The following is a 20,137-nucleotide window of genomic DNA, read 5'->3' on the forward strand; positions in this document are numbered from 1 at the left end:
ATATTATTTTTCGTCAATTAGAAGCTTGCACGTAATGAGAAGCCGAATGAACGTGTTGTGGCTGTTGAACCACCAATCTGTGCCTGCGTGATCCAGGTTGTACCGTCCGTACATTCTGCATCGAATTCTTTCAGGCTCTTATAGAAGTAGAACAGGTTACGACCGTATACGGAAACCATCAAGTTCTTACAACCGAATTTGGAAGTGATGTTTTTCGGTAATCTGTAACCAAGGCTCAGTTCACGCATCTTTACATATGAATTCTTCTGTATTGCGTTTTCATAAGTGATGTTTCCGGAATATCCCCAACCGTATTGGTTGTAATATGATTCACCGGCAGTGATGATCGTTTTGTTTTCAGAACCGTCTTGTTTAACGCCCGGCTGGATTACACCGTTATCGTAAACCATGTTACCGTTTACTGTAGATCCGGCAGGCTGGTCTGTCAAATGACGTTTTGAAGGGTCTGACAGGTCGTTTCCGTCTGCATACCAGGTAAGACCGCCACGTGAAGCGTCACGGTTATCCAATGTACAATCCAGGATACCGAGTTCGGTCATATACTGGTAAGGCAAGTTCAGTACGTCACCACCAATACGGAAGTCGATAGTGGCATCCAGATAGAAATCTTTATAGTTCAATGATGTGCTGATACCTCCGACAACTTTCGGCATGGCGTTACCTGCTCTCTGGCGTTCTGTATAGTCTACGATATACAGACCGTTATCGCCAACGACTTTGTTTCCGTTCTCGTCTTTTACCGTACCGTAAACATACCAGTCACCCATCGGGCGTCCTACTCTGGATTGCAGCACTGCGGCTCCGTTATCAACAGTAGAATGGTCGATAGAGTTGATACCGTCTATCAGTTTTGTTACTTCGTTCTTGTTCCATGACCAGTTGGCACGAATATCCCAGTTCCAGTCTTTAGTCTGGATAACTGTACCATACAGAGACATTTCAACACCGGCGTTCTTTAATTCACCGACATTCATCCAGATGGAAGTACCTCCTGAAGATGCTGATGTTGTAGTCTGAAGGATCTGGTCTTTTACTGTATTCTGGTAATAAGAAAGTTCGAAGCCCAAACGGTTGCCGAGGAATTTGTTTTCCCAACCCAATTCGAATTCGTATTTCTGTTCCGGTTGTATCTCATTGTTTCCAAGTGCCTGTGGAACCTGATTGTAGATATAACTGCCTACAGCGCTCTGGTTGTAACCGGTAGCTGCTTTATATATTTCCGGGGCGTTACCTACAACACCGTAGCTAAGACGAATTTTACCATAATCCAGCCATTCGGGTTTATTATCTTTCAGCAAAGATGAATAAATGACGCTACCGTTCACAGAAGGATAAACGAATGTGTTGGATCCGGGGTACAACGTAGATGTTTTTTCCTGACGCACAGTTCCTTCCACATAAGCCCAACTGTCGTAACCGAAAGAAGCTGTAGCAAAGAAGGCTTGTTTTAACAGCGATGCTTTTTTCATCGATGGATTTGCCGGTGTTAATCCGGAAGAGTTCAGGTGGAACCAGTTTTCAACACTCAGACCTCCGCGGGTACTCACTGAGGTGTCGAACTGACTTTCCTGACGGGCAGACCAACCTGCGGTTGCAGCAACATTGTATTTTTCAGCAAATGTACGGTCAAACATCAACATGATATCACCGTAATAGATCTCATACTTTGAATTTTTCAATGAATAGGATCCGGTATAGTTGCCCGGCTGTCTGAATACATTTGGCGTTTCCGTTGAGTTCTTATTCTCAATTACATTGTACGTCAAGTCTGTTGACAGACGGCCGCGTGCGGTCAAACCCGGAATGATTTCCCAACTTGGCGTTACACTCGCGATGAAACGGTTATTGTCTTCCAACTGTTCTTTACCTAAGATATTCCAGAAATACTCTGAAGACATCTGATAGTTGGCCGGATTCCAGTCCCAGGCTTCATCAGGAGTCAGTGTATTGCTGGTATAAGGGACGTTCATGTATCCCAAGCTGGTAACAGTGCTGTTCTTCATTGCTGCGATGTCATCATATCCGGTGAACATACCTGCATAGTTTGTCAACAAGCGGCTGATACGGTAAGCACGGTTTTTAACATGCTGGCGCATATAGTTTGCCGAGTAATCCACTTTTAAGTTTTTCAGGATATTGGCGCTACCAGAAAGAGCAAAGTTGTGCTTGTTGTTGTGCGAGTTCAACTGTGTCGGCGTATTATCCATATAGGTATAGGAGAAACGCAGGTTGCCTTTTTCCGTTCCGTTGGTAATGGCCAGGTTATAAGTCTGGTTGATACCTGTCTGGAAAACATCATTCCACTGGTTGTGGTCGATAGGTGCGTAAGTACGAATAGCCCCGTTATAGTTGTATAACTGGGTGGTATAGTCGTACGGACGTCCCCAGGCATAGTATGTGTTACGCGGGCTGATTACCTGGTTTCCGTTACGGTCTGTACGCGTATTCTGGAAACCGGTTTGCTGTTCGAATTCACTTGCGGTGGCCAACAGGGCATTGTCATATCCCGGACCGAATTCTTTCTGGATGCTCGGCATGTAGGCTACTTTGTCAAAGCTTACATTTGCACTGAAGTCTACACCGAGACCACTCTGGCCTTTACCGCTTTTAGAGGTAATCATCACAACACCGTTGGCTGCTTCAGATCCGTACAGGGCAGATGCGGCGGCACCTTTCAGGATAGAGATGCTTTCGATATCTTCCGGGTTGATGTCCACCATACCGTTGGATTCTACACGCTGGTTAGTCCAGTAACCGTCTTTGTTGGCGTCGCCGTTGTGGATGGGCACACCGTCCATTACGATCAGCGGCTGTGTCGTACCGGTGATAGAAGACAGACCACGTACGGAGATGGATACGGAGGAAGTACCACCACCCGGAGCTGCCTGGATGCGCACACCTGAAGCCTTACCGTACAATGATGTGGCGAAGTCCGGAGTACCCGTTTTGATCAACTCTCCGGCATCGATTGTACTTACGGCATAACCTAGTTTTTTGGCGTCTTTCTTGATACCCATGGCGGTAACGACTACCTCGTCCAGTTTTTGAGTATCTTCAGCCAGTAGGACTGATAAGGAAGATTGACCGGTGTATGTCACTTCCTTTGTTGCATACCCGATGAAAGAAATCTGGATGACGCTTCCGTTCTTTACATCGCTCAGGCTAAAATTACCTTCTGTGTCGGTAATTGTGCCGTTTGTGGTTCCTTTCACGACTACAGATGCTCCGGCGATCGGGCCGAATTCATCTTCTACGGTACCGGTAACTTTCCCGTTCTGCTGGGAAATCGCGGTTTCATGCTTCTCTGGCGCAAAGTCAGCGGATGCACTTACGGGAAGTGTCATTGCTCCTGCGACAAGAATCAAGCTGACAGGTTTGAAGTTTTTCAACATAATAATTGATTTTATTAATAAATGAGGCGTTCTCTTTGTCCCCCTTCTTTTTCTTTTACTCTATTTTGTTTAAAATGTGTATAGAAAACTTTAGATCCTGACGTTTAATAGTTGGCGAATTCATAGTCCTAAAAGAACTCATGTGCTTTTATTATGTTGATGAATTGGGCTTAATTTGCATATTATCAGTTTGTTAAGCATGTATTGGGCTTGGTGTGTATTCGGCCTGTTGGAATTTGAAAAAATCAGAGATATATCAGAATGAAAAAATTAGTCCGTTTATGTCTGAATTATTGAAAAAAGCGCCTGTTTTTAACACAATCCCCTGTTTTATGAAGAAAATTAACAGTTAGTTCCCGGATAACAGATTGTTCTTCTACTGCGGTTCAATATTAATATCTGAGCTGCTTTTTGTGGTTATATGACATATCTATAGTGATTTATGGAAGATATTTATACCGCCTGAAAAGGTCGTATTGTGCAATGTTTTCTTTTTTAACAATATGTATCGCTTTAATGTTTATTTTATATATTGATAAATAAATCTTCGCGATTTTTAGGATTGAGATATGAAAAAATATTATTTACGGTTAGTTAGGGGCATAATTGTTGGCGATATGTTAAAAAACGGACTATCAATCATTTTTTTTAAACAAAATGCAATATATTGAAACAATTATTCCATATATTTGCACTGTAATAATTGTATAGAGTTCTTTTAGAACTACGTTATATATCAATGAATTAAAGTCCTTTCCAGCCTTGTTTTTTATGTTTTCACCGGAATTCTCCCATTGTTTTAATTTCCTAAAAGATGTAACCTATGTTAAGTATTGAGATAAAGAGAGTTTATCTTAGGCTGCAAAACGAACTTTTCTGATAAAAAGATTGTATTTGTTTGAAAACTCACTGATTATTTGTATATTTGCGGGCGATTAAGCGAAGATGAGGAGGGGGCGGGTAGTCCCCTTCTTTTGTTCTTAACAGTATGTTTATGATTGAAAAGGGAGTAATAACTCAGTTGGTTGAAGAGAAATTGGCTTCTTCCGACAATTATTTGGTTGACGTAGTAGTTAAGCCGGGAAACCTTATTATTATTGAGATTGATAATGATGAGGCAGTTTGCATTGATGATTGTGTGGAATTGAGTCGGTATGTAGAGGAACATCTGGACCGGGATGTGGAAGACTTCGAGTTGGAAGTCGGTTCGGCAGGAGTTACCTCTCCTTTTAAAGTGCTTCGTCAATATGTAAAGAATATAGGGAACGAAGTGGAGATGCTGCTGAAAAGCGGTGTGAAACTGACCGGAGTCTTGAAATCGGCTGACGAGAACGGTGTTGTAGTTACCGTTGAAAAGCAGGTAAAACCTGATGGTGCCAAACGCAAAGTTACTGTCCGGGAAGATCAATCCTATACATTCGAAGAAATAAAATATACAAAATACCTAATAAGATTCAAGTAAAGAAAGATTATGGCCAAGAAAGAGGAAACAATCAGTATGATTGACACACTTGCGGAGTTCAAGGAGTTGAAGAATATAGATAAGGATACGATGATCAGCGTGCTGGAAGATTCCTTCCGTAACGTAATCGCTAAAATGTTCGGTACGGATGAGAACTACGACGTAATTATCAACCCTGAAAAAGGTGACTTCGAGATCTGGAGAAACCGCACGGTTGTGGCTGATGACGAACTGGAAGATCCGAATCTGCAACTTACGTTGACCGAGGCCCGTAAGATCGATGCCGACTGTGAAGTAGGAGAAGAAGTAACCGACGAGGTTCATTTCGCCGATTTCGGACGTCGTGCCATCCTGAACCTGCGTCAGACGCTGGCTTCAAAGATTCTTGAATTGCAGAAGGATAGTTTGTATGCTAAATATAAAGATAAAATAGGTACAATCGTAGCAGCTGATGTATATCAGGTGTGGAAGAAAGAGATCCTGTTGCTGGATGACGAGGGTAATGAGTTGCTGCTCCCGAAATCAGAACAGATTCCTTCCGATTTCTATCGCAAAGGTGAAACTGTACGTGCGGTTGTACAAAAGGTGGATAATTATAATAATAATCCGAAGATTATCCTGTCCCGTACAGATAAAATGTTCCTGCAACGTTTGTTCGAACTGGAGGTTCCCGAAATTAATGACGGCCTGATCCTGATCAAGGCTATCGCGCGTATCCCGGGAGAAAGAGCAAAAGTGGCCGTTGAGTCATACGATGACCGTATCGACCCGGTAGGTGCCTGCGTAGGAATGAAAGGTTCTCGTATCCACGGAATTGTGCGTGAGTTGAGAAACGAGAACATCGATGTTATTAATTATACATCCAATGCGTCGCTGTTTATCCAGCGTGCATTAAGCCCGGCTAAAATTTCCTCTATACGAGTGAACGAAGAAGAACATAAGGCAGAGGTTTATCTTCGTCCTGAAGAAGTATCACTGGCTATCGGTAAAGGCGGTTTGAATATTAAACTGGCCTGTATGTTGACTGAATACACGATCGATGTATTCCGTGATGTGGAAGGAGCCGACGAGGAAGATATTTATCTGGATGAATTTACAGATGAAATTGATAGCTGGGTAATCGACGCACTGAAGAATATCGGTTGCTATACGGCCAAGAGCGTGCTTGCTTTGAGCCGTGAAGAACTTATTGAACGTGCCGACCTTGAAGAAACAACAGTCGACGAGGTACTTGCTATCTTATCTGCCGAATTTGAAGATGAAAGTCAGGAATAAAGTATTACGACAAAGTTAGATATGCCTATAAAATTAATACAAGTACAAAGAAAATTAAACGTAGGGATCAACACGGTTGTTGAGTTTCTACACAAGAAAGGTCATCCTGTTGAGGAGAATGCAAATCCCAACACGAGGATCAGTGATGAACAGTATGCTTTGCTCGTAAAAGAGTTTGGAAAGGATCTGCCTGAGGGTGGTTTTGAACGTCCGCGGGTAGAACGTCCTCACAGAGAGAAAGAGAGAGAGGCCGCTTCTGTGAAAGAAGAGAAGACCTCGGAAATAAAGACCGTGATCCCGGAAGAGTTCAAGCCTAAAATCGTAACGAAAGGCCGTATCGACCTGGACGGACAGCATAAAAAAGTTCAGGAGACTCCTGAAGTGAAAGAAGAACCGGTAGTAGCCAAGCCGCAGCCTGTCGTTGAACCGCAGCCTGTCGTTAAGCCTCAGCCGGAAGTCAAACCGCAACCTGTTGCAGAACCGCAACCGGTTGTCGTTTCTGCTCCTGCTCCTGAAAAAAAGACAGTAGAAGCCCCTGCAAAACAGGAAAAACAGGAGGTTGCTCCTGTTGAAAAGCCTGTGGAGAAAAAAGAAGTAAAAGAGATAGTTGTGGAAAAAGAAAGAATCGAAGAGAAAAAACCGGAAGTTAAAGTGAAGCCGGAAACGACGACAAGCTCTTCTGAAGAAGTGAATAAAACGGCCGCAGAGGGTCAGACTTCTGCTGAATCGGAAGACAGTAGCTTGTTCCGTTTGAACACTCCGAAGTTCGAGTCGAATATCAAGGTAACCGGCAAAATTGACCTGAATGCCTTGAACCAGTCTACTCGTCCTAAAAAGAAAACAAAGGAAGAGAGACGGAAAGAACGCGATGATAAACGCGAAAAGTTCAACAACAATAACAGACCCGGACAACCGGGATTCCATAAAGGACCGAAAGATCCGAATGCCAAACCGGGTGCACCGGTGAAGCCGGGAGCTCCTGTTAAACCGGGCGAAGCGAATGCGGATGCGAAAAAGAAACGTAACCGTATCAAGAAGGACCGTGTGGATGTGAACAACACTCCGGGTACGAACTACAGCCGTCCCGCTAACCAGCATCAGCGCGACGACCGTGGCAAACCCCGTCTGAAAAAGCCGGTTAAGGCCGAAGTAAGCGAGGAGGATGTACAGAAGCAGATCAAAGAAACCCTGGCTCGTTTGACGAACAAGGGAAATAAGAATAATAAAGGTGCCAAGTACCGTCGTGATAAACGTGATGCAGCCGTTAAACGCGAGCATGAATTGCTGGAACTGGAAGAACAGGAAAGCAAAGTGTTGAAACTGACCGAATTTGTTACGGCAAACGACCTCGCCAACATGATGGACGTGCCTGTGACGAAGGTTATCGCTACTTGTATGAGTATTGGTATTATGGTTTCAATCAACCAGCGCCTGGATGCGGAAACGATCAATATCGTGGCCGAAGAGTTCGGGTTTAAGACTGAATATGTCAGTGCGGAAGTGGTGGAAGCCATCAATGCCGACGAAGAAGACGATAACGAAGAAGACTGGGTAGCACGTCCGCCTATCGTAACAGTGATGGGACACGTCGACCACGGTAAAACGTCTTTGCTGGATAATATCCGTAATGCCAATGTGATTGCTGGTGAAGCCGGTGGTATCACGCAGCATATCGGTGCTTACAATGTGAAGCTGGCCAGCGGACGCCGTATCACCTTCCTGGATACTCCGGGTCATGAAGCGTTTACCGCTATGCGTGCCCGTGGTGCCAAGGTAACGGATATCGCTATTATTATTGTAGCTGCCGACGATGCCGTCATGCCGCAGACCATTGAAGCGATCAACCATGCTTCGGCTGCCGGTGTACCTATCGTATTTGCTATTAATAAGGTAGATAAGCCGCATGCCAACCCTGAAAAGATCAAGGAAGAACTGGCTAACATGAACTACCTGGTGGAAGACTGGGGTGGTAAATACCAGAGCCAGGATATTTCGGCCAAGAAAGGCATGGGCGTTGAAGAGCTGCTTGAAAAAGTATTGCTTGAAGCCGACCTGCTGGATCTGAAGGCTAACCCGACAAGACGTGCAGTCGGTTCCATCATCGAATCATCCCTGGATAAGGGACGCGGATATGTTTCTACCGTATTGGTTGAAAACGGTACCTTGAAAATGGGTGATATCGTCTTGGCCGGTACACACCACGGACGTATCAAGGCTATGTTCAACGAACGTAACCAGCGTGTGGAAAAGGCCGGTCCTTCCGAACCGGTTCTAATCCTCGGATTGAACGGTGCACCTCAGGCCGGTGATACATTTAATGTATTGGAGACTGAGCAGGAAGCACGCGAGATTGCAACCCGCCGTGAACAGTTACAACGTGAACTGGGTATCCGTACACAGAAAATGCTTACGCTGGACGATATCGGCCGCCGTATCGCTGTGGGTAACTTCCAGGAACTGAATGTAATCGTGAAGGGTGACGTGGACGGCTCCGTAGAAGCATTGTCCGACTCTCTGATCCGTTTGTCTACCGAAGAGATCCAGGTGAACGTGATTCACAAGGCTGTCGGTCAGATTTCCGAATCGGATGTGGTATTGGCTGCCGCTTCGAATGCGATCATCATCGGATTCCAGGTTCGTCCGTCCGTACAGGCTCGTCGTAATGCAGAGAAGGATGGCGTTGAGATCCGTCTGTACTCTATCATCTACGATGCGATCGAAGAGGTGAAGAGCGCTATGGAAGGTATGCTTTCTCCGGAAATCAAGGAAGAGATTACCGCTTATGTGGATGTACAACAGGTATTCAAGATCACGAAAGTGGGTACGGTTGCCGGCTGTATGGTTAAAGAAGGTAAGATCAAGCGTACAAACAAGATTCGCCTGATCCGCGACGGTATCGTTATCTATGCCGGCGAACTCGGATCGTTGAAACGCTTCAAGGACGACGTAAAAGAGGTTGTGGCCGGATTGGATTGCGGTTTGAACATTACGAACTTTAATGATATCCAGGTAGGCGATGTGATCGAGTCGTACGAAGAAACTGAAATAAAGAAAACTTTATAAACATGAACTGGTTAGACATTATACTAGTATGTCTGGCAGGAATTGGATTTGTGAAAGGCCTGTTTGATGGAGTCATCAAACAGGTTGTTTCGCTTATAGCCCTGGTTGTTGCCATCTTTTTTTGTTCGAAGGCGGCAGCCTGGTTGAAGGGATATATCGTTGCCCTGAACTGGTTTCCGCCTGAAGGGGTGACCATACTTAGTTATGTGGCCGGTTTCCTGCTGATCGTGGGAGTGATCATGCTGGCAGGTGAAATCATGAGCCGGGTTGTCGGAGTTACGCCCCTCAGTGTGCTGAACCATCTGGGAGGAGGAGTGGTCGGGCTTTGTTTTATGTTAGGATTTGTCAGTCTTATACTGAATGCACTCGAAGGCATAGATAGGGGATCCGTGCTGATCCCGCGTCAGGCTAAGGTGGAATCCCATTATTATAACCCGGTTAAAGAGATTATTCCAACCATTTACTTCGATAAATTGTTTTGGGGAAAAGAGTAAATATCTTGAAGGTTTGTTATCCGGCAAGATGTATAATATATATAAATGTATATGGAAGATTCGAATAAGATAATAAATGAGGTAACGAGCAGCGACTATAAGTATGGTTTTGTTACTGATATAGATACGGAGATGATCCATCGCGGTCTGGATGAGGAGACCGTCCGTATCATCTCGGCCAAGAAGAATGAGCCTGACTGGCTGCTTCAATTCCGCTTGAAGGCTTTCCGCCACTGGCAGACGCTGGAGATACCCACATGGCCTCATCTGACGATTCCGCCGATCGATTATCAGGATATAATCTATTACGCCGCTCCGAAGAAAAAGGAAGGCCCGAAAAGCCTGGACGAAGTAGACCCGGAGTTATTGAAGACTTTCGATAAGCTGGGTATTCCTTTGCACGAACGTGCCCAACTGGCCGGTATGGCGGTCGATGCCGTTATGGACAGTGTTTCTGTAAAGACAACCTTTAAGGAAACGCTGGCAGAGAAAGGGATCATCTTCTGTTCGTTCAGTGAAGCGGTGTTGCATCATCCGGATCTGGTACAACAGTATCTGGGAAGTGTAGTGAGCTATCGTGATAATTTCTTTGCGGCATTGAACTCGGCAGTCTTTTCTGACGGTTCGTTCGTTTATATACCGAAAGGCGTACGTTGCCCGATGGAGTTGTCCACCTATTTCCGTATCAATGCGGCCAATACGGGACAGTTCGAACGTACACTGATCGTGGCCGACGATGAGGCATATGTAAGTTATCTGGAAGGATGTACCGCCCCGATGCGCGACGAGAACCAGTTGCATGCCGCTATCGTTGAGATTGTAGCCAAAGAACGTGCGGAGGTGAAATACTCGACCGTACAAAACTGGTATCCGGGTGATAAAGAAGGTAAAGGCGGTATCTATAACTTCGTGACCAAGCGCGGCCTGTGTAAAGGCGAAGGCAGCAAGATTTCGTGGACACAGGTGGAAACCGGTTCGGCCATTACCTGGAAATACCCGAGTTGTATCCTGGCCGGCGATAATTCTGTCGGTGAGTTCTATTCGGTTGCTGTAACCAACAATTACCAGCAGGCAGATACCGGAACGAAGATGATCCACCTGGGTAAGAATACGAAAAGTACGATCGTGTCGAAAGGTATTTCGGCCGGTCATAGCCAGAACAGTTACCGTGGCCTGGTGAAAGTATCTCCGCGTGCGGAAGGTGCCCGTAACCATAGCCAGTGCGACAGTCTGCTGCTGAGTTCTACCTGTGGCGCCCATACGTTCCCTTATGCCGATATACAGAATGAAACGGCCGTGGTGGAACACGAAGCTACAACGAGCAAGATCAGCGAAGAACAATTGTTCTATTGCCAGCAACGCGGTATCTCCGTCGAAGAGGCCGTCGGTCTGATCGTAAACGGCTATGCCCGTGAGGTAATGAACAAACTCCCGATGGAGTTTGCCGTCGAAGCACAGAAGCTGCTGACCATCTCCCTGGAGGGAAGCGTTGGGTAAAACGGAATCGCGCGACGTCCGTGATAGGGATCGAGCAATCTCCGCGATGGGTATCGAGCGATGTCCGCGATAGGGATCGCGTATCATCCTCGATGAGTATGGAATAAATATAGAGAAATAACAACAGATATGTTAGAGATAAAGAACTTACATGCCAACGTGAATGGCAAAGAGATATTGAAAGGTATCGACCTTTCTGTAAAGGCCGGTGAGGTACATGCCATCATGGGGCCGAACGGTTCGGGAAAGAGTACACTCAGCAGTGTGCTGGTAGGTAATCCGGCTTTCGAGGTAACTCAGGGCGAGGTGATCTTCAACGGGAAGAATCTGCTGGAGTTGGACCCCGAAGACCGCAGCCGTGAAGGTATTTTCCTGAGTTTCCAGTATCCGGTGGAAATTCCGGGCGTAAGCATGGTGAATTTTATGCGTGCCGCCTTGAATGAGCACCGTAAATATAACGGTCTTGAACCGGTTTCCGCAACCGATTTCCTGAAACTGATGCGTGAGAAACGTGCTATCGTTGAACTGGATAACAAACTGGCGAGTCGTAGCGTGAACGAGGGTTTCTCCGGTGGTGAAAAGAAACGCAACGAGATTTTCCAGATGGCTATGCTCGAACCGAAACTGGCTATCCTGGATGAGACGGACAGCGGCCTGGATATCGATGCGCTCCGTATCGTGGCAAACGGTGTGAATCAATTGCGTACGCCTGAAAATGCAGCGATCGTAATCACTCACTACCAACGTTTGTTGGATTACATCAAACCGGATGTAGTACATGTATTGTACAAAGGACGTATCGTAAAAACAGCCGGTCCGGAACTGGCCCTCGAACTGGAAGAAAAAGGCTACGACTGGATCAAGAAAGAAATGGGAGATGAGTGAGATGAGAGCCGAACAACAATATATCGATCTTTTTACCAGATATGAGGACCTGGTGTGTCGTCATAGCGCAGCGGTGATGAATGCTCCGCGTGCTGAGGCACTGGCCGATTTCGATCGCCTGGGTTTTCCTTCGGTAAAGAGTGAAGATTATAAATATACAGATGTAGCGCAGGCTTTTGCCCCCGACTATGGGGTGAATATCAATCGCTTGGCTATTCCGGTCAATCCGTATGACGTGTTCCGTTGCGATGTCCCGAACCTGAGTACTTCCCTCTATTTTGTCGTGAACGACACGTTCTACGATAAGATGATGCCGAAAGCGCATCTGCCGGAAGGAGTATACGCCGGTGGCTTGAAAAACTTTGCGGAGCAATATCCGGAAGTGGCAGCCCGTTATTATGGTAAAGCGGCAAAAAGCAACCATGACGGTATCATCGCATTGAATACGATGCTGGCGCAGGACGGTTTCGTGCTTTATGTGCCGGAAGGTGTGGCTGTGGAACGTCCTATCCAGCTGATTAATATATTCCGCAGTGACGTGGATGCTATGGCAAACCGCCGTATCCTGGTTATTATGGAACCGCGTTCGGAAGCCAAATTGCTCATCTGCGATCATAGCATCGACGATGTGAAATTCCTGGCTACCCAGGTCGTTGAGATATTTGCCGGCGAAGGTGCTTATTTCGATTACTATGATCTGGAAGAAAGCAGCATTTCCACTTCCCGCTTTGCCTCGGTCCATGTGAAACAGGAGGCTTCCAGCAATGTCCTGGTAAACGGTATAACCTTGAACAATGGTCTTACGCGTAACAACTATTATATTGAACTGAACGGCGAATATGCAGAAACAACCCTTTGCGGAATGTCCGTTATGGACCGTGAGCAACAGGTGGATACGTATAGCCATATTACGCATGCCGTGCCGAATTGTACGAGCAATGAGTTATTCAAGAATGTTCTGGATGACCATGCAGTCGGTGCATTCAGCGGCCGTATCCTGGTAAAGGAAGGTGCCCAGAAAACGGCTGCTTTTCAGACAAATCGCAACCTCTGTGCTACCCGTGAAGCCCGTATGTACAGTAAGCCGCAATTGGAGATTTATGCGGATGATGTGAAATGTTCGCACGGTATGACGACCGGGCAGTTGGATGAGAATGCATTGTTCTATATGCGTAGCCGCGGTATACCATTGAGCGAAGCCCGTATGATGCTGAGTGTAGCATTTACGTCGGATGTGATCGACCATGTGCGTCTGGATGCTTTGAAAGACCGTTTGCATAAGCTGGTGGAAAAACGTTTTCGTGGAGAACTGGCACGTTGTGCCAATTGCCGTATCTGCAAATAAGATATTATCTGATTTTAGAAAGGCCCGGATAGATGTTATGTCTGTCCGGGTTTTTTTGTCTATCTTTGTATTTCACCAATCATTTATTATCATATGCAATTGAGTCATATAGCGATTTGGACGAAAGAATTAGAACGTTCCCGTGAATTTTATACAACGTATTTTAATGGGAAAAGCAATGAAAAATACGTGAATCCCAAGAAAGGGTTTGCTTCTTATTTTGTGACTTTTGAGGGAGGGGCTTCCCTGGAAATTATGCAACGGACAGATATTACAGAAGAGAGGGCTGGGCTGTTTATAGGTCTTGCCCACTTTGCTTTCTCTATCGGTTCAAAGGAAAAGGTAGATAGTATGATAGAACTGTTTCGTGAAAATGGTTATACAGTACTCGGTGAACCACGAACGACGGGAGATGGTTTTTATGAGGGGGCCATTGCTGATCCTGACGGAAATATTGTAGAAATAATTGCCTGATATGGAGATACGTATTGAACAAACGACAGACTATCCTTATGATTTGCTTCTGTTAGCGGATCCGAACCGCGAGTTGGTAGATAGTTATCTGAAAACATCCGATTGTTTTGTCGCTTTGTGTGAAGGACAAGCCGTAGGAGTGATTGTTGTTCAGAAACAGTCTGTAAACGGGGCAGAAGTATTGAACCTTGCCGTAGGTGAGTCTTTCCAGCGGAGAGGTATTGCACGCCGTTTGCTTCGCTTTGTCTTTGATGAATGGGCGCGATCGAATCGAATCGCTCTGTTGAAAGTCTGTACCGGTACTTCTGCTCCAGGTCCCATGATGTTGTACCAGCAGGAAGGTTTTGACCTGAAAGAGTTGGACCGTGATTATTTTGTACATAATTATCCGGAACCGATCTGGGAAAATGGCATTCAGTGCCGCCACCGGTTAATCCTCGAAAAAAAACTGTAACAACTAATTTATATAAAATAAATACAGGAAAACCGGATAATAATCTTTCAGGTTGGTATGTAATTTCTTCAATGCTTTGGAAATATGGTACTCGACCCCTTTAGTGGTTATTCCCAACGTTTCCGCAATTGTTTTATGAGATTTGTTTTCATAACGGCTCATAATGAATACTACTCTGGTTTGTTCTGGTAAAACGGCCAGGGTTTTATTGACTATTTCTTGTGCTTCGGCAGTAAATAGTTCGTCGGGATCACAGGCTTCCAAAGTCGATATGCGGGTATTCAGTTCCCATTCGGCATGATTCAGTAATTGTTCGTTGACATCTTCTCTTACCTGCAGGTGCTGCAAATAGTTCAGGCATTTGTTTTTTATGATAGTAAGAATATAGGCAGGCGCATTCGAATCTTTTTCCAATGAATGACGATTCTCCCAGTAATACATCAGGGCTTCGATAGTAAAGTCTTCAGCAACAGCTATATCCCTTACATACGTATTAGCAAAGCGGATGAACCGGCCCTGGTAATCTGTAAATAATTGATTGAATGCTTTTAAGTCTGTTGTATTCTCCATTCCCCGAAATTTGTAATCGGTCGTAAATATAATAAAAATAATGTTACCGTTTCTCTCTTTGTTTGGGGGATTCTTATATAAAACAAAAGAACGACCTTCAATTGTTCTGAAAGATCGTTCTTTTATTTGGATTAGGCTTTATTTTTCAATGAACATCCTCATTCATTAATTTAGCCCAAATATTTCCCGGATACAGCTGAATAGCCTGATTAAAATCATTTTTTGCTGCCGACGGATTCTTCAGTAGCAGATGTATCAGACCGGAGTAATAGGAGATATTGCTCTGTTGTACGTTCTGATTGGCTTCACCGAACTTAGCATATGAATCCATCAGGTTTTGTTGCATGCGTTCCAGTGTTTTTTGCATATTGCTTAAAACAGCATCTGCTTTTTCATTTTTATTTAATTTCCTGAGAGATTTTATTTTGTAGTAATTCAGATCTGTCAGGTAGTCCCTGAAGTGTGTTTCAGCAGATTTTTCAAAACATTCCCTGGCTTTGTCTGCTTGTTTCATAGCTTCGTATGCAATACCGGATAAATAATATACCTTGGCTTCATAACCACCCCGGGGAGACGGAGCTACTTCCAAATTGGCAGGATACTGATTAGCCAGGTCGAATTCCCGGATCGCTTCTTTATACTGTTTTCTTTTTAGAAGTTGCATTCCTTTCAACATATGCGAATCAACATAGATGTCGTGTACCTGTCCGCCGCCTTCCCATAAATGGAAATGTCTGGTATCCATTATTTTTATTGCTTTATCATATTTTGCTGTGGCATTATAGAGTGTAAGTAACCGCATTACGGCATCGTCATGTTTCATGACGGTTTTCAGATGGGATTCCAGTCTTTTTAATCGCTGGGTTGCCGGAACATTCGCCTGCTCATATATTTTATCCGATTCTGTTAGTAATAACGGATCATTCGGGTTAGCATTGATTGCTCTGTCATAATACTTCATGGATTTTTCCAGATCGTTCAGACATCCGTATCCGAAACCAACATTACGCGCTGCGATAGCGAAGGCAGGATCAGCCTCTGTTGCGTGTAGCCAGTGTTCTAGACCACTCTCTTTTTGTCCCAGGTAATAGAGTAAGTTCCCCAGGTGATAGTGGAGGAGTGCATCATTCGGTCTTTCCTGCAATAGCGTTGTGAAAAGAACTATTTCTTCGATCCGGAAAGGATAGTTGTTCAACGGCGATAATGATGCGGCTTTATCCAGACAAGCCTGGAACTCTGTTGTATTCTTTCCTTTCAACAGGTTATATGCTTTGTAATAATAAAGTAGCGGATAAGAAACATAGGGTTCGCCTAAAGAAATGGCACTGTTCAGTAAGGTCAGTGCATCTTCTGTGGCTCCGATTGTCATGTAATTGTTCACGACCTCCAGCAATTCCTGTACGGCAATGATCCCTTTGCTGTTATGATTCGTTCCGGCTTTTAGGAAAGAAGCACCTTGTGAAACGGATAAGTTGGTTTCGGCAGCACTCCAGTAATCGAGCGGATCGATCTGCTGGATATAACGGATCGTTTCCTGTGCTTCCTCTTTCTTACCCTGCATCCGAAGAATGTAGGCTTTGAGAGTAAGTGCCTGTAAGTCGCGTCCTCCTACGTAAAGCGATTGGATAATCATGTCCATAGCCCGCTTGTAATCCTTGTCTTTCACTGCCAGGACAGCCAGTTCATAGAAAGAACGATGTTTGAAGTCGGGAGTCCAGGTAGCAGCCCAATAAGCATCCGTCGCTTTGCCGATATTGTCTGTCATCTGATATAGATACCCCAGATAATAAAGCGCTTCCGTGTTCTTTACTGTTGTATAATCGTGAGACAAACGTGTCTGGGCACGTAATAAATGTTGTTCCGCTTTTTCCCATTTCCCCTGACGGATATAATGTTTCCCTACTTCGATATTTACGCGGGCATCCATCGAGTCACGTAAAAGAGCTTCGTTATAGAAATCCATATAATCCAGACGGGCATTGTTGAACTGATCGACGCGGAGACCAGCTAGGTAAAGCTCTTCATTTGTTTTATATTCTTTGACTGGCTTGGTGCCGTCGATGACTTTAGGAAGCGGTTTTTCTTCCTGTACGATCGGACGGTAATCGACCAGTAGGTTACCTTCAGCATCGTAAAGTGCAGTATAAAGTGCCGAGGGATCTGACGGATCGGGCACGGATACCTGTTCGAGGAAATATTTGTCCGGATCGATGTTGATCCGCCTATCCATTATTATCCGGTCTTTATATTTTACGACAACACGGGCATTTTCGTACAAAGTAGTTGCGCAATAACCTACACGATAGTTGTTGCCTTCGGTCGGTTCAAAGTTTACGGCTGCATCATTCGTGGCATTCTTTACGCCTTTGATACCTTTTATCGGATACCATATTTGGCTGAATTCGCGGATTTCGCCCGGGTTTATCCAGCTGTAATCCGGTTGGTTATCGGAATAACCGCCTACCATCAACTCCAGGTAATGTCCGTCGTTGTCGGATAGTATTTTGTTCCACATCTCGCCGTTCGCGTTGTTTCCCCATAAGAAGAATTTCTTTCCGGGTACGATATGGCGGTTAGCTACATGTACTGTTCCTGCATCTTTTCCATAGTCGTAACCGGCAAGGAAAGACATTTCGCTTCCCCAGGCAAAAATTGAACGGGAGTTTCCTGTAAAGTTTTTCCACCAGGATAAATCGTCATTTTCCCCACTGCCGAGGTTTGCTTCTCCGATCGGCCAGTTTGTGAAGTATACTTTATGGTGGTCGGCTCCGAATTGTACATCAGGCGGGAATATCACCTGATATTGATCGTTACAATGGACGGATACATTTGCCCAGTACAGCATCGACTGGATCATCGGGGTCGGGTTGATCACTTTGATTTTTGCTTCCACCCAGGAACGGTTGGGGTATACCGATACACCTACCGACCATTTTAGCCGGTGACGTAATTCTGTTTCTCCCACCCAGATTGTCTTGCTTCCGTCTTCATTTTCTTTCATTGTCCAGTTGATGGGCATGTAACTGCTGGCACGGTGATGGTCGGGGATATTCCATTCGACACCTCCCGAAAGCCAGGCACCTAACATACCGATCAAGGCTGGTTTTACTCCTGTTTGGGTGTAAAAGAAAGGATAGTCGTTGGTTTTGTCGGAGGCGGCAAAAATACGACCGCCGATCTCCGGAAGAATGGCAATGTCGACATACTGATTGTCCAGCCGGAGTACATTGTAATCTTGCTGGACTTGCTTTTCTGTCAGGACATCGTAAAGGGGATAAGGATAAATATATCCTTCCGCTCCCTGATAAACGCGGCCGGTAAAAAAGATCGGATCAATTTCCGGGGCACCGATCTGATAGGTCGGAATTTTCTCTGTTACAGATTTCATGTTAACCTGTTGTCCCCAAAGGGTACCGGCACACAATAATAGAAGTGGTAAGAATTTAGATTTCATGGTTGCTATAATTAATAATTTAAGAATGTATACATAAAAAGAAATTAAAAACATGGGTGAGGAGTAAAACTGCCCCGAGATCACTCCCGGGACAGTTCTTAATAAGGCTTAAGCCTTAGAAAAATTTGACTAATACCTTATTTGTAATGTAATTCAACGTGTTAGGTTTGAATTCTGCTGTTTGTCTGTTGAGGGATAAGGTAAATAAATTGACTTTTCACCTTGCCATGTAGTTGCATCAGGAATTAATACAGTTTCTGCAATAGAAACACCAGGAGCTACTTCAATCGGAGTATTGGTTTTACGTTCGTTGAAGGTCTGTTCCAACAATTCCATACGCATCTGGTCGTCACGGCGAGTTACCATACCAACCCAGTAGCCTGCAACTTCCCAACCGTGTTCTTTAAATGCAGCATCGGCAAAAGCAGAACCGCTTAATCCGGATACCGGTTCCAAACCTGCACGTTCTCGTACTTTATTCAAACATTCATAAGCCATGGCATTAGGAGTACCATCTGCACGTGCCTGTGCTTCAGCGTACCATAGCAACACTTCTGAGTAGCGGATCAAACGGTGGCGATGGTCATTGGTCATCCAACCGGTATTGGCTGGTTTCGTATAATCATAATCACCACCATCTTCACCGATTGTAAAGATACAGAACATAGGATGTTGTTCCGGTATATCCTTATCCCACCAGTCCAGTAATTTATTTCCTGCTGTATTTTTCTTCAAGATTTTAGGGTTATAGGTTGCATCTTTACGAGGACCTGCTGGGAATTCTTTCCAGAACTTAATTTCACCCCAACCATCACCCCAACCACCGAGCGATTCGAACAGGTTACTATCTGTCATCTGAGAGTCTTCAACCCATGTAAATGCACGAGAGTAGTTGATACCTACAACCGTTTCGTTTGTATAATTATGACTCGGAGCGTATACATATTTATATTCCGGTTCCAGAATATATTCATACGTACCTGCGTTTACACCATCGATAACAGCCTTAGCCTGTTCTGCTGCGGAAGCATAATATTGCGTTTGTTTCAATGGCCAACCTGCCATTGCCATATAAACAGCAGCCAAAGTCGCTTGAGAAGCTTGCTTCGTGATATATACATTAGCACCTTCATATTTGCGCGGAGCTGCAGAATAATCAGTTGGAAGTGTTGCAATACAATCTTGCAAGTCCTTTACTATTTGAGTATACACTTCTTCAACAGAAGCCAGTGGACGTTCATAATTCACTTCATTATCCAATACTAAAGGTATAGGTCCCCAACGACGAACTAACCAGAAATAGTTGACTGCACGCCAGTATTTTGCCTGACCGATTGCAATGTTGACTTCTTCCTTTGTGGTTGGAGTCCTTTCTGCATTTAAAATAATGTAGTTTGCAGCCTTGATAGCTGTATAAGAGGTTTGCCAGGCGGCTTCTATTCCTTTATTCGCATCGGTCGGATGGAATGCATCAACCTCTGCATAGGCTTGTTTATTACTGCCTGGATTAGTAGTTAAATCGTCACCCTGCCAACTGGGAATGGTAGGATTGGTATTGGTTTGGATCATACATATCTTATTATATAAAGCATAAGTAGCCATATCCAATTCTTCCTGAGTGGAGAAGAACGTCGAGGGAGTTAATTGTCCCTTCGGATCTTCATCCAGGAAATCATTACAAGAGGTTGACAGTAAAGCCAGACCTAAAGCATATACTATATATTTAGTTTTCATAATATTATATCTTTATT

General features: G+C 44.7%; 13 protein-coding genes. 9 read left to right on the plus strand and 4 right to left on the minus strand.

Annotated features, from left to right (window positions below):
* Positions 1-17 precede the first annotated feature (17 nt).
* Positions 18-3,413 (minus strand): SusC/RagA family TonB-linked outer membrane protein, encoded by a 3,396-nt coding sequence (locus C825_RS06000; protein ID WP_010801820.1) that lies wholly within the window; start codon positions 3,411-3,413, stop codon positions 18-20.
* A gap of 994 nt (positions 3,414-4,407) precedes the next feature.
* On the opposite strand from C825_RS06000, the gene rimP reads away from it, so the two are divergent.
* From rimP to C825_RS06045, 9 genes are all read left to right on the plus strand, one after another.
* Positions 4,408-4,875, plus strand: coding sequence for a ribosome assembly cofactor RimP (rimP, locus tag C825_RS06005; protein WP_173012337.1), 468 nt, complete (start codon positions 4,408-4,410; stop codon positions 4,873-4,875).
* A 9-nt stretch (positions 4,876-4,884) separates the two neighbouring features.
* Positions 4,885-6,150 carry a transcription termination factor NusA gene (nusA, locus tag C825_RS06010; protein WP_007655272.1) on the plus strand — a complete coding sequence of 422 codons (1,266 nt, stop codon included), beginning with the start codon at positions 4,885-4,887 and terminating at the stop codon, positions 6,148-6,150.
* A 21-nt stretch (positions 6,151-6,171) separates the two neighbouring features.
* Positions 6,172-9,213 (plus strand): translation initiation factor IF-2, encoded by a 3,042-nt coding sequence (infB, locus tag C825_RS06015; protein WP_010801821.1) that lies wholly within the window; start codon positions 6,172-6,174, stop codon positions 9,211-9,213.
* Positions 9,214-9,215: 2 nt separating this feature from the next.
* Entirely contained in the window at positions 9,216-9,707 is a 492-nt protein-coding gene (locus C825_RS06020) for a CvpA family protein (RefSeq protein WP_010801822.1), read from the plus strand.
* A 51-nt stretch (positions 9,708-9,758) separates the two neighbouring features.
* Positions 9,759-11,204, plus strand: coding sequence for a Fe-S cluster assembly protein SufB (gene sufB, locus C825_RS06025; protein ID WP_010801823.1), 1,446 nt, complete (start codon positions 9,759-9,761; stop codon positions 11,202-11,204).
* Between the two features lie 129 nt (positions 11,205-11,333).
* Entirely contained in the window at positions 11,334-12,089 is a 756-nt protein-coding gene (gene sufC / locus C825_RS06030) for a Fe-S cluster assembly ATPase SufC (RefSeq protein WP_010801824.1), read from the plus strand.
* Positions 12,082-13,434 (plus strand): Fe-S cluster assembly protein SufD, encoded by a 1,353-nt coding sequence (sufD, locus tag C825_RS06035; RefSeq protein ID WP_081615930.1) that lies wholly within the window; start codon positions 12,082-12,084, stop codon positions 13,432-13,434. Before sufC ends, sufD begins: the two co-directional genes overlap by 8 nt.
* 93 nt (positions 13,435-13,527) lie before the next feature.
* Positions 13,528-13,908 (plus strand): VOC family protein, encoded by a 381-nt coding sequence (locus C825_RS06040; protein WP_007655261.1) that lies wholly within the window; start codon positions 13,528-13,530, stop codon positions 13,906-13,908.
* Position 13,909: 1 nt separating this feature from the next.
* Positions 13,910-14,362, plus strand: a complete 453-nt coding sequence (locus C825_RS06045; RefSeq protein WP_007655254.1) for a GNAT family N-acetyltransferase — start codon at positions 13,910-13,912, stop codon at positions 14,360-14,362.
* A gap of 3 nt (positions 14,363-14,365) precedes the next feature.
* Here the strand turns inward: C825_RS06045 and C825_RS06050 are convergent, their stop codons facing one another.
* The 3 genes from C825_RS06050 to C825_RS06060 all read right to left on the minus strand — a co-directional run bounded on the left by C825_RS06050 (position 14,366) and on the right by C825_RS06060 (position 20,120).
* On the minus strand, positions 14,366-14,932 hold the full coding sequence (locus C825_RS06050) for an RNA polymerase sigma-70 factor (protein WP_010801826.1): 567 nt from the start codon (positions 14,930-14,932) through the stop codon (positions 14,366-14,368).
* Between the two features lie 145 nt (positions 14,933-15,077).
* Positions 15,078-18,386, minus strand: coding sequence for a DUF5107 domain-containing protein (locus C825_RS06055; RefSeq protein WP_010801827.1), 3,309 nt, complete (start codon positions 18,384-18,386; stop codon positions 15,078-15,080).
* A 153-nt stretch (positions 18,387-18,539) separates the two neighbouring features.
* Positions 18,540-20,120: a RagB/SusD family nutrient uptake outer membrane protein gene (locus C825_RS06060; RefSeq protein WP_007655247.1), complete on the minus strand. Its 1,581-nt coding sequence runs from the start codon at positions 20,118-20,120 to the stop codon at positions 18,540-18,542.
* Positions 20,121-20,137 lie beyond the last annotated feature (17 nt).

The organism is Parabacteroides sp. ASF519 (genome assembly GCF_000364265.2).
Classification (GTDB): domain Bacteria; phylum Bacteroidota; class Bacteroidia; order Bacteroidales; family Tannerellaceae; genus Parabacteroides; species Parabacteroides goldsteinii.

Bases quoted from the DNA above. Each gene is read 5' to 3' on its own strand.
- rimP (WP_173012337.1), top strand. From the start codon at position 4,408: ATGATTGAAAAGGGAGTAATAACTCAGTTGGTTGAAGAGAAATTGGCT.
- infB (WP_010801821.1), top strand. From the start codon at position 6,172: ATGCCTATAAAATTAATACAAGTACAAAGAAAATTAAACGTAGGGATC.
- sufD (WP_081615930.1), top strand. From the start codon at position 12,082: ATGAGTGAGATGAGAGCCGAACAACAATATATCGATCTTTTTACCAGA.
- C825_RS06060 (WP_007655247.1), bottom strand. From the start codon at position 20,120: ATGAAAACTAAATATATAGTATATGCTTTAGGTCTGGCTTTACTGTCA.
- sufB (WP_010801823.1), top strand. From the start codon at position 9,759: ATGGAAGATTCGAATAAGATAATAAATGAGGTAACGAGCAGCGACTAT.
- sufC (WP_010801824.1), top strand. From the start codon at position 11,334: ATGTTAGAGATAAAGAACTTACATGCCAACGTGAATGGCAAAGAGATA.
- C825_RS06050 (WP_010801826.1), bottom strand. From the start codon at position 14,932: ATGGAGAATACAACAGACTTAAAAGCATTCAATCAATTATTTACAGAT.
- C825_RS06000 (WP_010801820.1), bottom strand. From the start codon at position 3,413: ATGTTGAAAAACTTCAAACCTGTCAGCTTGATTCTTGTCGCAGGAGCA.
- C825_RS06040 (WP_007655261.1), top strand. From the start codon at position 13,528: ATGCAATTGAGTCATATAGCGATTTGGACGAAAGAATTAGAACGTTCC.
- C825_RS06020 (WP_010801822.1), top strand. From the start codon at position 9,216: ATGAACTGGTTAGACATTATACTAGTATGTCTGGCAGGAATTGGATTT.
- C825_RS06055 (WP_010801827.1), bottom strand. From the start codon at position 18,386: ATGAAATCTAAATTCTTACCACTTCTATTATTGTGTGCCGGTACCCTT.
- C825_RS06045 (WP_007655254.1), top strand. From the start codon at position 13,910: ATGGAGATACGTATTGAACAAACGACAGACTATCCTTATGATTTGCTT.
- nusA (WP_007655272.1), top strand. From the start codon at position 4,885: ATGGCCAAGAAAGAGGAAACAATCAGTATGATTGACACACTTGCGGAG.